The organism is Paraburkholderia sp. PAMB 6770, from assembly GCF_057748135.1.
In genome coordinates this window covers 741,998-756,187 of sequence record NZ_CM173239.1, presented here as the reverse complement: position 1 = coordinate 756,187, position 14,190 = coordinate 741,998, and the positions used below count along the sequence as shown (strand labels likewise).

General features: G+C 68.1%; 9 protein-coding genes and 1 pseudogene. 5 read left to right on the top strand and 5 right to left on the bottom strand.

Going from position 1 to position 14,190, the window contains the following annotated elements:
* Window positions 1-1,930: 1,930 nt before the first annotated feature.
* Complete coding sequence (locus AC3AP7_RS20850) at window positions 1,931-2,119, top strand: hypothetical protein (protein ID WP_488324862.1); 189 nt, start codon at window positions 1,931-1,933, stop codon at window positions 2,117-2,119.
* A gap of 143 nt (window positions 2,120-2,262) precedes the next feature.
* Here the strand turns inward: AC3AP7_RS20850 and AC3AP7_RS20845 are convergent.
* Together AC3AP7_RS20845 and AC3AP7_RS20840 are read right to left on the bottom strand one after the other, a co-directional pair.
* Window positions 2,263-3,021: pseudogene (locus AC3AP7_RS20845) on the bottom strand (ESPR-type extended signal peptide-containing protein); the annotation flags it as partial.
* Window positions 3,022-3,326: 305 nt separating this feature from the next.
* Window positions 3,327-4,655, bottom strand: a complete 1,329-nt coding sequence (locus AC3AP7_RS20840; protein ID WP_487364456.1) for an EAL domain-containing protein — start codon at window positions 4,653-4,655, stop codon at window positions 3,327-3,329.
* A 772-nt stretch (window positions 4,656-5,427) separates the two neighbouring features.
* Between AC3AP7_RS20840 and AC3AP7_RS20835 the strand changes: the two genes are divergently transcribed.
* The gene (locus tag AC3AP7_RS20835; protein ID WP_487364455.1) at window positions 5,428-8,433 is read left to right on the top strand and encodes an AfsR/SARP family transcriptional regulator; all 3,006 of its coding nucleotides are present in this window, start codon (window positions 5,428-5,430) and stop codon (window positions 8,431-8,433) included.
* Window positions 8,434-8,445: 12 nt separating this feature from the next.
* On the opposite strand, the gene AC3AP7_RS20830 is transcribed toward AC3AP7_RS20835, so the two are convergent.
* The 3 genes from AC3AP7_RS20830 to AC3AP7_RS20820 all read right to left on the bottom strand — a co-directional run bounded on the left by AC3AP7_RS20830 (window position 8,446) and on the right by AC3AP7_RS20820 (window position 11,204).
* Window positions 8,446-9,900, bottom strand: a complete 1,455-nt coding sequence (locus AC3AP7_RS20830) for a metal-dependent hydrolase family protein (protein WP_487364454.1) — start codon at window positions 9,898-9,900, stop codon at window positions 8,446-8,448.
* Window positions 9,901-10,221: 321 nt separating this feature from the next.
* Window positions 10,222-10,395, bottom strand: coding sequence for a hypothetical protein (locus tag AC3AP7_RS20825; protein ID WP_487364453.1), 174 nt, complete (start codon window positions 10,393-10,395; stop codon window positions 10,222-10,224).
* A 332-nt stretch (window positions 10,396-10,727) separates the two neighbouring features.
* Window positions 10,728-11,204: an Lrp/AsnC family transcriptional regulator gene (locus AC3AP7_RS20820; protein WP_487364452.1), complete on the bottom strand. Its 477-nt coding sequence runs from the start codon at window positions 11,202-11,204 to the stop codon at window positions 10,728-10,730.
* Window positions 11,205-11,335: 131 nt separating this feature from the next.
* Here AC3AP7_RS20820 and AC3AP7_RS20815 point away from each other — a divergent pair, with 131 nt between their 5' ends.
* The 3 genes from AC3AP7_RS20815 to AC3AP7_RS20805 all read left to right on the top strand — a co-directional run bounded on the left by AC3AP7_RS20815 (window position 11,336) and on the right by AC3AP7_RS20805 (window position 14,177).
* Window positions 11,336-12,556 (top strand): amino acid aminotransferase, encoded by a 1,221-nt coding sequence (locus AC3AP7_RS20815; RefSeq protein WP_487364451.1) that lies wholly within the window; start codon window positions 11,336-11,338, stop codon window positions 12,554-12,556.
* A 13-nt stretch (window positions 12,557-12,569) separates the two neighbouring features.
* Complete coding sequence (locus AC3AP7_RS20810; protein WP_487364450.1) at window positions 12,570-12,962, top strand: RidA family protein; 393 nt, start codon at window positions 12,570-12,572, stop codon at window positions 12,960-12,962.
* A 132-nt stretch (window positions 12,963-13,094) separates the two neighbouring features.
* Window positions 13,095-14,177 (top strand): porin, encoded by a 1,083-nt coding sequence (locus AC3AP7_RS20805; RefSeq protein WP_487364957.1) that lies wholly within the window; start codon window positions 13,095-13,097, stop codon window positions 14,175-14,177.
* The last annotated feature ends 13 nt before the right edge of the window (window positions 14,178-14,190 follow it).

Below are 14,190 nucleotides of genomic sequence, written 5' to 3'. Positions count from 1 at the left end.
CGACAGGCCTGTGGACAGGCTGTCTACGTTCGAATTCGTGGACGACAGCGCAGTGGACAGCGAGGACACGCCGGTCGAACTGGATGTCGAGAGGCTCGCGACCGTGCTGTCGGTCGTGCTAATCCCGGTCGAAAGCGAGGTCACGCTCGATGTGGTTGACGACGACAACGTGCTCAGGCCGGTCGAGGCCGAAGTCGACAGGCTTGTGACTGTGCTGTCGGTCGTCGACAGGCCTGTGGACAGGCTGTCTACGTTCGAATTCGTGGACGACAGCGCAGTGGACAGCGAGGACACGCCGGTCGAACTGGATGTCGAGAGGCTCGCGACCGTGCTGTCGGTCGTGCTGATTCCGGTCGAGAGCGACGTCACGCTCGAAGCCGTTGACGACGACAACGTACTCACCCCAGTCGACAGACTCCCGACCGAACTGTTCGCCGTGCTCACCCCGGTGGAAAGCGACGTCACACTCGACGCCGTCGACGACGACAACGTGCTCAGCCCGGTCGAACTGGAGGTCGACAAGCTCGCCACCGAACTGTTCGCCGTACTGACCCCAGTGGAGAGCGACGTCACGCTCGAAGCCGTTGACGACGACAGCGTACTTACCCCGGTCGACAGACTCCCGATTGAACTGTTCGCCGTGCTCAGCCCGGTAGACGCCGAAGTAGACAGGCTTGCAACCGAACTGCTTGCCGTACTGACCCCGGTGGAGAGCGACGTCACGCTCGACGCCGTTGACGACGACAACGTGCTCACCCCGGTCGACAAACTCCCGACCGAACTATTCGCCGCGCTCACCCCGGTGGAGAGCGACGTCACGCTCGAAGCCGTTGACGACGACAGCGTGCTCAGCCCGGTCGAACTGGAGGTCGACAAGCTCGCAACCGAACTGTTCGCCGTGCTCACCCCGGTGGAGAGCGACGTCACGCTCGAAGCCGTCGACGACGACAACGTGCTCAGCCCGGTCGAACTGGAGGTCGACAAGCTCGCCACCGAACTATTCGCCGTACTCACCCCAGTGGAAAGCGACGTCACGCTCGACGCCGTTGACGACGACAGCGTACTCACCCCGGTCGACAGACTCCCGATTGAACTGTTCGCCGTGCTCAGCCCGGTGGACGCCGAAGTCGACAAGCTCGCAACCGAACTGCTTGCCGTACTCACCCCGGTGGAGAGCGACGTCACGCTCGAAGCCGTCGACGACGACAGCGTACTCAGCCCGGTCGAGGCCGACGTCGACAGGCTCGTCACTGCGCTGTTCGTCGTCGACAGCCCCGTCGACAGCGATGCTTCGCTTGTCGAGGCCGATGTCGACAGGCTGGTCACCTTGCTATTCGCCGTGCTGACCCCGGTGGACAGCGACGTCACGCTCGAAGCCGTCGACGACGACAGCGTGCTCAGCCCGGTCGAACTGGAGGTCGACAGGCTCGCAACCGAACTATTCGCCGTGCTCACCCCAGTGGACAGCGACGCCACGCTCGAAGCCGTCGACGACGACAGCGTACTCAGCCCGGTCGAGGCCGACGTCGACAGGCTGGTCACCGCGCTGTTCGTCGTCGACAGACCCGTCGACAGCGACGCTTCGCTTGTCGAGGTCGACGTGGACAGGCTCGTCACCTTGCTGTTCGTCGTACTGATCGCCGTCGACAGGCTCGAATTGCTGGTGCTCAGCTGCGCGACCGTCACCGCATCCTGGGGCGCGGAGCCGTCCGCGACGTTGGTAATCCGCCGCAGCGAGGACGTGCTGCCCACCGCCACCTCGGACGTCGGCGGCGCGGTATTGGTGATGTAACCGTTGCCGGTCGGCGCGGCCGTCCCGGTCTGGCTGCCGGAGCCGATCGCCACGCTGCCGGCATATTGCGCGCTTGCGCCCGTGCCGATCGCGATTCCGTTGGCCGACTGCGTGGTCGCGCCCTGACCCAGCGCGATCGTGCCGGCCGCCGCCGCCGTCGACGTTTCGCCGAGCGCCAGCGCGCCCGCACCGTTCGCGACGTTCGCACTGCCCACCGCCACCGCGCCGTCGCCGGTCGCCGTCTGCGCCCGGCCGATCGCGACCGCGCCGCCGGCCGCCGTGCCAGCGTTCGCATTGGTGGCCGCGGAGCCGATCGCGACATTCTGACCGGTCGAACCCGACTTCGAACTCACGCCCTCCGCAATGCCGTAGGCGCCGCTCACCGTCGCCCCCTGACCCAGCGCCAGCCCGCCCGTCGCGCCCGACGCGACCACCGCCTGGGAACCGAACGCGATGCCGTCCTGCGCGGCGGCCGTCGACTGCGTACCGAGCGCAAACGAGTCCGTGGCGCTCGCGGTCGCGTACACGCCAAACGCCAGCGACCCCGCCCCGGACGCCGTCGAATTGATCCCGAGCGCGACCGCGGACGTCCCGGAGGCGATCGCCCCCCAGCCGAGCGCGCTCGATCCCATTCCTGTCGCCTGCGATCCGCAGCCGGTTGCGAGCGAGTTCATCCCGAACGCGGATGTGTTGCCGACTCCGCCGGCCGTCGGCGCCTGCCCGCTCGATACCGCCACGTTGCCGAGCGTCTGCGCGGTCGTCCAGTTGTTGATCCCGCCGGTCTGGCCCGCGCCGGTTTGCACGATGGACCCCCAGCTCTGGGCGGTCGTCTGTGCCCCGAATCCGTATAGCCCCCCGGTATAGCTCGCCCCCGTGCCATAGATCATGCTGGACACGGTATCCGATCCGGCCGGACTGAGCATCCCGCAATCGATCGCCCCCGTCAGCGCGACACCGTTGAAGCCCGCCGAGACCGTATTCTGGTAGGTGTAGCTGGCCAATCCGTCGACAGCCTCGTTCGCGCCGTTGCCGGTGAGAAATGCACCCATGCTGGGCGGCACCAGCGACGCGTACAGCAGCACACCCGCGCCCACGGCCGGCGCGAGCCGGCACAGCGACGCCGCAACCACCCTGCCCCCGCTTCGCGCACCCCGCGCCTTGTCGATCTCGCTGGCGGCGACCCACGCGCCCAGCGCTTCGTTATAGATGCTCCGGTAATTCTTGTTCATTTCACGGCTCACTTGAGATGAACTGCGATTCAGTGCATTGCTTTCATGGCCGCCGATACGAACAGCGTCTTAAGCGCTTCCCATGAAATGCAATCGTCCTTTCATCACTTCTTCTGCATACCTAAGTAAATTGAACATAACCCCACTCGAATCGACGCAGTACCGTCCGTGCATCCTGGCGTTTGCGCCTCCGCCCTCCGCCCGGCGGCACTGCCCGGCTTCACACCCCATCGTAGAAGCCGTTTCCTTACCGAATACCTACTTATAAGACAATTGACGCAGCGCCGATCCCCCGCGCAACGAACTCAGCCATGCAGTGCGCTGCGGCAAACGTCGCGCGCCCACGCGCGCAGCGGTTCCGCACGCCCGATCAGATTGCCCTGCACGTAGTCCACCCCGAGCGTGCGCGCCAGCACGACCAGTTCCGGCCGGTCGACGTACTCCGCAATGGTTCGCATGCCCAGGCTGCGCGCGATCGCGACGCACGAGCGCACCATCTTGATGGCGGTCCCGCTACGGTCGAGTTGCTGGATCAGCACGCCGTCGATCTTCAGGTAATCCAGCGCGCCCACCTGCAACAGCGTGGCAAATGATGCGTTTCCGTTGCCGAAATCGTCGAGCGCGAACGTGCAGCCGCGCAGACGCAGTGCCGCGATGAACGTGCGCGCGCGCGCAAAGTTCGACACCGCCAGCGATTCGGTCAATTCGAAGCACACCTGGTGCGGCTGCAGCGTGCCGCTGTGGAATGCGTCTTCGATAAAGGCCAGCATCGACTCGTCCTGGATCGACGCCGCGGACAGATTGATCGAAACCGATTGCAGTGCAGGGGCGGCCGCATCGTGATCCGCATCGCGATCCGGATCGGCGAAGAGCTGCGGCAAGGTCGCGAAGGCCTTTCTCAGCACGGCGCGATCGAGCGTCGGCATCAGGCCGTCGCGCTCGGCGAGCGGAATGAAATCCGCCGGTGCGACGAGTTCGCCGCCATCGTCAAGCAGACGGCACAGCAGCTCCAGCCGGTAGCCGCGCGCTCCGTCCGCAGCCGCATCGGCGCCCAGCGGGACGATAGGCTGGTAATACAGTTCGACGCGCTCGTCGCGCAGCGCGCGGCGCAACGCATGCAGACTCATCATCTCGTCGCGAAACGACGTTACCCGGCAGTCGTATGGGCCGTCGAGCGCCACACAGTCGACCCGCTCGCGCCGCGCGATGCAGCACGCGACGTGCACGGCCCGCAGCAACTCGCGCGGCTGCGCGCGACGCGCGACGCGGACCAGTCCCGCGCTAAATCCAACCTCGCCTGGAAATGCGCAATGCGACCAGTTGCGCGCGCGCAGACTCCCGCCGACTGCGCGCGCGGCAGCCAGCGCGAGCGCGTCGCCCGCCGCGCCGAACAGGACCGCGAACGCGCCTTCGGCGATGCGCGCGACCGTGCCGCCCGCGTCCATTGCCGCGCGAATATGGCCATGCACCTCGTCGACCAGCACGCCTGTCGCGTCGTCGCCGGCAAGCGCCCGCATCTTGTCGAGACTGTCGATGCGGATTTCGAGCAGCCACTGCCCGCATCCGCGAGGTTCGCCGGCCATCAGCCCTTCGAGCGCTTCGCGTTCCGGCCAGTCGATCAATGCCGTCGCCATGACGCCTCCCTGCACCCTGCCGCGTCGGTTGGAGTCGCACGCCCGTTCAGAACATCGGGACGTGTGCCGCACCGGGTAGCGCGAGATACGCCGGTGACGTTTTGATGCTACCCATCACTCCCCCGACCGTTCACCTACGGATTGCGATCGACGCATCCATGGCGGCGGTGCGAACCCGATCTCTGCGCTCGCATCGCGATGAATCGTGCCGAGCCGGCCCGTCCCGACGTGAACCGCCGCACGTCTGCGGAATCACCGGCTCACCCGCTCTGACCCAGATACAAAAACGAAACAACCGAGTTCGTATTGCGCGTCAGATTGCTTGTGGTCGCACGCCAAACTTATCCGTGCATCGCTATAATGAATTCACGATAGCACTTATTACGGAAAGCACTCAGTAGTATTAACGAGACAATGCAGTTTTACCGATTTCAAGCATAAGACCGATACAAGCCCATACTCGTCTGACCTGTTTCTATATCGAAAATATCAGGACACTTGAATTTCAATCGGCGACTGCCCCTCCGATACGTGTCAATCCAGTGTCATGTGCGCACCCACCGTCCCACACTCTCGCCCGCTCACGCCCATGCTTCCCTCCGAATGCCCCGGCCCCGCGACTGACCCTCGTTCGACGCAGCGACACGACCGTGCCGAAACCCAGGCGCCGGCAGATCATCCGCACTCGTCGGCTGTGTTTCGCGAACTCGCCGAACAGATACATCGATCCGAATCGACATGGATTCATGCGCCGCCAGGCGCCGGCAAATTCGTGCTGATCGATGCGGCACTCGCGCTCGGCGACACGGAGCCGCTTTATTGCAGCGTCGCGAACGTGCCGCATCGGGGAACGTCGACGCCCTACCTGTTCACGCGTCCGCTGGCCTCCGCCCGCGCGCCCGCCGCGCTGCCGCTCGACGCGCTTACGCCGGCTGCCCTGAGCGCATGGGCCGGGCACGAGGATGCCGGCCGGCGCCGCACGCTCGTGCTCGATCTCACGCACGATAGCGCGGATTACCATGCAATTCGACAACACGTTTTTCACCATGTCGTATCGCAAGCAACGCGGTTGAATTGCATCGCGGTCAGCCACGCGGCGCCGCCCGGCGCCGCGGCGCTTGTGCTCGGCTGGCCTGCGCTGCGGCTCGCGCCGGATCAGGTCGCCCTCGCGGCCGGCCTCGGGCCGGATCGCGACGTCGCGCGCGAATTGCATGCGCTGTCGCACGGACTGCTGCGGCACGTGCTGATCCTCTGCGAGTGGCTGCGAAAAGACCCGCGCGGTGTGCTGGGCGCGCGTCATGCGACGCTCGTGCCGATGCTGCCGAGGCTCTACCAGCGCGCGAAGGCCGCGGCGTGCCGGCACGACCTGTGGGACCTGTGCCTGCGCACCGCCTATCTCGCCGAGATCACGCCGGCGGCGCTCGGCCGGATCGGCGGCCGGCGCAACCCGTTGACGTTCATCGAGTTCTTTCGCAACCGCTTCCCCTACCTCGACCCGCTCGACGACAGCAGCCAGACCTTCGCATGGGGCCCGCTGTTCCGGCGCTTTCTGCTCAACGAATGCCGCTCGACCTTCGCGCATGCGCACCTCGGCGCATTGCGCAAGGAAGCTGGGCCGCCGCGCAGCGGCGTCGCGGCCGCGTACTCCACGTTCTGCATCTACGCCGAGACGGAAGACTGGAGCGCGGCGACCCAGCTGATCGAGCAAAGCGCCGAGGCGCTGCTCGCCGACGGCATGGCGGCAAGCCTGCGCGGGATGATCGACGCCATGCCCGAGACGCTCGGCGCATGCGATCCGACGCTGCTCTACTGGCTCGGCCGCAGCCTGATGCCGGCGGATCCGGCGGCGGCGCGCACGCGCTTTCAGCATGCGCTCGAGCGCACCACGCCCCATCACCACCCGCGGCTGTATTTCCAGTGCGCGCTGTGGTTCGCGTTCGCCTGCGACATGTCGCCGGGGCACGACGCCGCGCTGCCGCCGCTGTTCGCGGCGTTGCACGCCCTGTACCGCTCGCAGCGCCACAAATTCGACAGCCAGTCCGTGATGCTGCTCGCCACCACGCTGCTGCACGGTTTCGCCAGCGACCCGGCGCTTGCCGACGAAGCGCATGCGCTCGCCAACGAACTCGCCGCCACGCTGTTTGCGCAATCCGGCGCCGAGACCCGGTTGCTGCGCGCGATCGCGCTCACCGATTACTACGTGCACGCCGGCGAGTCCGATGCGCTCGGCCGCATCGTGTCGCACACGCGCGCGATGCTGTCGGGCACGGCGGTATCGCTGCCGCTGCGGCTGCGCTGGCAGCTCTCGCTCGCCGACTACTTCGCGACCCTGCGTCAGCACGAAGACGCCGTCGCGCTGCTCGACGAGACCGCCGCCGCCGCCCGCGAGCATCCCGCGCTCGCCCGCCTGCACGGCGCCTCGCAGGTGCGGCGGCTGCGGCGCTGCGTGGAGCGCTTCGATCCGCGCGCGAGCGCGCTGGCCGCCGCGCCCGAAGTGCTCGCGCTCGCCCGCTCGACGCCGGCCGACATGGTATCGGCGAGCGTCTCGCTCTGCGCGCTCGCGCTTCAGACGCAGCGCATTGCTTCGGCCTGCGAAGCGATCCGGACGGCATCGCTTGCCGCCGAACAGGACGGCGTGCCGCTCACGGTCCGCGCGGACGCGCTGCTCGGCCACGCCCACGTGCAGTTGCACACCGGCGACTTCACCGCGTTCGAGCAGAGCATGGCGCGCCTCGACGGGTATGCGCAACAGCTTGGCCGCTATTACGCGTTTCACGCGCATCTGCTGGCCGCGCTGCGCGCCGCGATGCAAGGCGCCCCCGACGCGCCCGGCGCGCCGCTGCGCGCGAGCTTCGCGCTCGCCTGCGCGATGGGCGCGTTTCCCAGCCTGTTCCTGCCGCGCCGCGAGATCGCGCAGTGGTGCACCGCCGCGCTCGAACACGACGTGCCCCGCGAGCACGTGGTCGCCGTCGTCGAAGAGCGCCAGCTCGCGCCCGATGTCGAGCGGATCCACGAAGCGTGGCCCTGGGCGTTCCGGGTCTATACGCTCGGCACCTTCCTCGTGGTTCAGCGCGACACGCCGCTGAAGACCATCGGCAAGGCGCAGCGCCGGCCGCTGGATCTGCTCAAGGCCATCATCGCGCACGGCGGCGCGGCGGTCGACCTGAACATCATCATCGGCGACCTGTGGCCCGATTCGCCGGGCGACCTCGCGCAGAAATCGTTCGATTCCGCGCTGCACCGGCTGCGCAAGCTGCTGTCGGAGGATGCGGTGATCCAGACCAACCGCGCGGTGTCGCTGAACCGCGAACTCGTGTGGGTCGACGTGTTCGAGTTCAACCAGCTCTCGGGCCGGATGCTCGACGACATCGAACTCGCCGCGCTCGACATCGACAGCGCACTCGTCAGGCGGCGCGTGAACCGCCTCTTCCAGCTGTACAAGGACGACTTTCTCGGCCTCGAAGAAGAATCGGCATGGATCGCGCCGGCCGCGGACCGCATCAGGAGCCGGTTTTTCCGCTTCATTCACCGCTTCGGCGCGCTGCTCGAACACGCGCAGCGCTGGTCCGACGTGATCGCCCTCTACCGGCGCGGCATCGAGGTCGACAACCTGTCCGAAGACCTGTACCGCCGCCTGATGGACGCCCAGCAACACAACGGCGACGTCTCCGGTGCGCTGGAGACGTATCGCCGTTGCCGTCACATCCTGTCGGTGGTGCTGGGCGTCGCGCCGTCGGAGCGCACCACCGCGAAATACCGCGAACTGCTTGCGGGATAGCCGTGTCGCGCGCTACGCGAGCGTGTTCTTGTAGAGCCGGCCGTCCTTCATGATGAGCCGCAGGTTCGTGTCCGGATCGGCGATCAGCGCGATGGTTTCGAGCGGGTCGCCGTCGACGACGAGCAGGTCCGCCAGCGCGCCCGCGCGCACCACGCCGAGCGCGCCCGGATACGGATTGCGCGGCCCGGATAGCGCGAGCAGCTGTGCATTGCGGCTCGTGCCGAGCCGCAGCACGTCGGCCGGCGCGAACCAGCGCACGAGCTTCGCAAGCTGCTTGCCCTGCGTCGCGCCGCCGGCCGGATTGAACAGGATGTCCGTGCCCCAGGCCATGTTCGCGTTGTGCTTGCGGCCCAGTTCGAACGAACGCAGCGTGCCTTGCGCGATCTCCCGCTGCTGGCGCTGCTGCTCGGCGCTCGGCTGGCGGTTCGCGTCCTCGTCGTCGAGAAAGGGCTGGATGCTCCACCACGCGTTCGCGTCGACCATCTTGCGCACCGTGTCCTCGTCCGCAAGCTGGCCGTGCTCGATCGAACGCACGCCGCAGGCCAGCGCGCGCTGGATCCCGGCCGACGTGTAGACATGCGCGCAGACGTAGGTGCCCCAGTCGCGCGCGGCATCGACCGCGGCGCGCATCTCCGGCGGCGTGTACTGGAGCGAATCGATCGGATCGAACATCGACGACACGCCGCCGCCCGCCATGATCTTGATCTGGCTCGCGCCGAGCATCAGTTGCGCGCGCGTCTTGCGCAACACTTCCGGCACGCCGTCCGCGATCGCCGCGACGCCCGCCACCTCGGCGCTGCTGAGCGCGCACAACGCCGGAATCGACAACTGGTTCGGATTGCGGAAGTCGCCGTGGCCGGAGGTCTGCGAGATCATCGCGCCGCTCGGATAGATGCGCGGACCGGCAATGCGGTTCTCGTCGATGGCGCGCTTCAGCGCGAACGACGGACCGCCGACGTCGCGCACGGTCGTGAAGCCGCGCATCACGGTGCGCTCGGCTTCCTGTGCGGCGATCAGATAGACGTAGCTGACGTCGCCCTGCATCGCGACGTTCAGCGGCACGGCGGCGAGCACCGAATGCCAGTGCGCGTCGATGAGCCCCGGCATCACGACCCGGCCGCCGCACGCGATCTCGCGCGCATCGGCGACCGGCTGGCCGGCCGGGATCAGCGCTTCGATCAGGTTGCCGCGCACCAGCACGTCGCGGCCGTCGATCAGGCTCGCCTGCTCGCCATCGAAGATGCGCGCGCCGCGCAGCACGACAGGACGCGCGCCGGTTTGCCCGAAGGCCGGCCAGGCGAGACCGAGCGAGGCCGTCGCCACGCAGGCGGCGATGGTCCTGAGCGCGTCGCGGCGCGACATCCCGGCGTCGAGCCGCTCGCTGACACGCCGCGCGAGTCCGCTCTGGCACGCGCAGTTGAGACGATAGACGGGTGTGCTGTTGTCGCGGCGGCGGGATGCGGACATCGGTGACTCCTCGTTTGAACGGAACCGGCGCGCGGGCCATGCGCAAAACGGATGAGGCGGCTCACACTCCCCATACTAGAGGGAATCGCGCGGCTTGCCCATCCGCACGGCGCGGCTGCCGGCCCGTGCCTGTCCATCGGCACGCACGGACTTGTGCCATTCGCGTGGGCACCGGGAGAATCGGCGACCCGAGCGCCCCGCATACGACTTTGCCGATTCTTCGGCTATTCATCAGTATCGCGAACCTTTCGGGCGAACTCGTGCCAGCACGCCTCGGTCCGAGGCAAAGCCCGGCGCGGCGGCCAGCCGCCAGGCCGGCGTTCAGGCGCGCGATCCGCACGGGCCGTACGGGCTGCGCGTGCCGTACGAGCCATACGAGCCGTACCCGCCATACACGCCATACACGCCATACACGCCGTACACGCCGTACACGCCGTACACGCCGTACACGCCGTACACGCCGTACACGCCGTACACGCCGTACCCGCCATACACGCCGCACGATCCGCACGCGCCGCGCGCGCCGCCGTCACCGTCTCGCCCTGGCTCGCCGCCCCCGCCCCGTCGCAATGCGATGTAATGCGATGCGCATGACACCCTGCATGCCGCCCGTCCCCGCCCCTGTCATCACCCAGGCGTTCCGACCGACACGACTCCCGATGCGTGGCAACGCTCTCTCTTCGCCTTTGCCGGCCTGGGGATGTCGAGCGACCTCGGCGCAACCGTGCTCCGACGCCTGCGCAGCGGCGCAACGCTCACCTTGCCCGGGCTGAGCGCCGGCGTTGCGCTGTCGATGGCGATCGACGCCACGCGTTGACCGCGGCCGCTCAAGCCGGGCCGTCGACCAGGTCCAGCACCGACCCGTCGCGCTTGAGCGTCGCGAGCACGATGTTCGAGTTGATCGACAGCACGCCCGGCTGGCGGTGCAGGCGATTGATCACGAAGTCCGAGTAGTGGTCGAGGTCGCGCGCGCGCACCGTCAGCACGTAGTTCGACATGCCCGTGACGATCTGCGCGCCGATCACCTCGGGCCACCTCTGGAGCGCCTCGATGAACTTCTCGTGCCACTGGTCGACTTCGGGCCGCATCGATACGTGCACGAGCGCCTCGAACTCGACGCCCACGCGCCGCGGCGCGATCACGCACCGGTAGCCGGCGATCACGCCGTCCTGTTCGAGCATCTTCACGCGCCGCAGGCACGCCGACGGCGACAGCGATACCGCGTTCGCCAGATCCTGGTTGCTGATGCGCCCGTCCTTTTCGAGGGCGCGCAGGATGCGCCTATCCGTCCGGTCCATGTCCATTTCGCAGAAACTCCATATTCCAGAATAGAATTTCGCAGACTCTACCAGAGATCATCCATAGTGCACACGAAAACGAAGCAAATTCGACGCCATTGCCGATAACATGCAAACCCATGTTTACCGGAGGCATCATGTTCCAGCACGTCGCGCCCTATCCGGGCGACCCGATCCTGTCGCTCTTTCAGGATTTCCAGCGCGACCCGCGCGCCGGCAAGGTCAACCTGAGCATCGGCCTGTACTACGACGGGCACGGCGCGATTCCCGTGCCCGCCAGCGTGCGCGCCGCGGCCGCGCGCGTCGCGCAACAGGGCGGCCCGTACACCTACCTGCCGATGGAAGGCACCGCGGCGCTGCGCGACGCAACCCAGCGGCTGGTGTTCGGCGACGACTGCGCCGCGCGGCGCGCGCAGCGCATCGCGACGCTCCAGACGCTCGGCGGCTCGGGCGCGCTGCGCCTCGGCGCGGAGTTCATCCGGCGCTATTTCCCGGACAGCGCGATCTGGCTTGGCGACCCGACGTGGGACAACCACCGGGTGCTGTTCAGCGGCGCGGGACTCGACGTGCACATGTACCCGTACTACGACCCCGCCACCCACGGGCTGCGCTTCGACGCAATGCTCGCCACGCTCGACGCGCTGCCGCCGCGCAGCGTCGTGCTGCTGCAGCCGAGCTGCCACAACCCCACCGGCATCGATCCGAGCCGCGCGCAATGGCAGGCGCTGATCGCCGTGCTCGCGCAGCGCGAACTGATTCCGTTCGTCGATATCGCGTACCAGGGTTTCGGCGACGGCGTCGCCAAGGACGCGTGGCCGATCCGCGCGATGTGCGAAGCGGGGTTGCCGCTGCTCGTCAGCAACTCGTACTCGAAGAATTTCGCGCTGTATGGCGAACGCTGCGGCGCGCTGTCGTTCGTCTGCCAGCATGCGGACGAAGCCGCGCGCGTGCTGAGCCAGTTGCAGGCGGGCGTGCGGCGGACCTATTCGAGCCCGCCGCTGCACGGCGCCCGGCTGGTCTCGACGATCCTCGGCGATCCGGCGCTCGCCGCGCAGTGGCACGACGACGTCGCCGCGATGCGCGAGCGCATCCGGCGGATGCGCGCGGGCCTGCGCGAGCGGCTTGCCGCCGCGCTGCCGGCGCACCGCTTCGACGCGCTCGTCGCGCAACGCGGGATGTTCAGCTACACCGGCCTCCAGCCCGACGAAGTCGATGCGCTGCGCACCCGCCACGGCGTCTATCTGCTGCGCTCCGGCCGCCTGTGCGTCGCGGGGCTCAACGAGACGAACCTCGACCCGGTCGCCGACGCGATCGCGCGCGTGCTGGCCGCCCGCCGCGCCGCGCCGGCGCACGCCTGAAGGAGCGCGCACGATGCCCGATCCGATCCCGACCGGTCTGCCCGAACCGGCGCAGCCGTTTTCCTGGGCCACCCGCGCAGGCGGCCTGATGTTCACCGCGCACGGCCCCGTCGACGAAACCGGCGCGATCGCCGGCGACGACATCGCCGGGCAGGCGCGCCTCACCTTCGCGAACCTCGCGACCGCCGTCGCTGCCGCCGGCGCCCGGCTCGACGACGTCGCCCAGGTGCTGCTGTACATGGCGGATGCCGCCGACATGCCGGCCATCGACGCCGAGTACCGCAAGGTGTTCCGCGCGCCCTATCCGAACCGCACGAGCGTCGCGGTGGCCGGCTTCGCACATCCGCGCATGCGCATCGAGCTCGCGGCCTACGTCGCGCTGCCGGCGCCCGCGGCGCGCGCCTGAGCGGCGCGCCCGGCGCCGCCCTCCGCTCATCCGAAAAAGAGGCCACGGGCCGCCGCGAAACGCATCGCGCTGCGCGGCGGGACCGGGCCCGCCTCCGCATGCGTGCGCCGGCAGGCGCCGCATGCCCCACCTCTGGAGACACCCTTGAAGCAATCCGTCCGTTTCACCCTGCCGGCCGCCGTCGGGCTCGCACTCGCTGCCGGCGCACATGCACAAAGCTCGGTCACGCTGTATGGCATCGTCGATCAGAGCATTCGCTACACGACGCACGCGGATGCCGCGGGCGACGGCAGCGTGCAACTCGCGAACGGCGCCATCACGAACAGCCGCTGGGGGCTGCGCGGCACCGAGGATCTCGGCGGCGGCCTCAGCGCGATCTTCCGGCTCGAAAACGGCTTCGAGCCGCAGAACGGCGCGATGGATCAGGGGCTGCTGTTCGGCCGCTATGCCTACGTCGGCCTGCGCGGCGGCTTCGGCACGCTGAAGCTCGGCCGCCAGTCGACCGAGGGCTTCAACCTGTTCGGCGATCTCGACCCGCTGACGGTCGGCAACTACACCGCCAACATGTGGCCGTATTTCCTCACCCAGGCGCGCGCGAACAACGTCGTCAGCTATGAGGGCAGCGCGTCGGGCTTCACGCTCGGCGCAAGCTACGGCTTCGGCGGACAGCCCGGCGACCTGAGCGCCGATTCGTACTGGGGCGTGCGGACCTCGTACGCGCGCGGCCCGCTCGAAGTGGGCGGCGTCTATCAGAACACGCGCGACAGCAACGGCCGCGCGCAGCAGATGTGGGGCGCGGCCGGCCGCTACGCGATCGGCCCGGCCACGCTGTTCGCCGGCTATCTCGGCGGCAGCGACGCCACCGGCATCGTCGACGAGGACTTCCTGAACGACATCAGCCGCAGCGTCACCTATGGCTCGTTCGCCGCGCATCCGCGCAAGGACGCGATCGGTTTCACCGGTGCAACGTGGCAGGTCGACCCCGCCGTCAGCGTGACCGGCGCGCTCTACTACGACAGCATCCGCAACGTGAACGGCGTCGGCGGCAACAGCGGCAAACGCTACACGGGTGTCGTCGAGGCGGAGTATGCGCTGTCGAAGGCCACGCAGCTGTACGGCACCGTCGATTACAACGCGGTGTCCGGCGGCGCGATCACCGAGTTGCCGGGCAGCAACCAGACCGGTGTCGCCGTGGGCCTGCGCCACATTTTCTAGTCCGCCGCGCGCG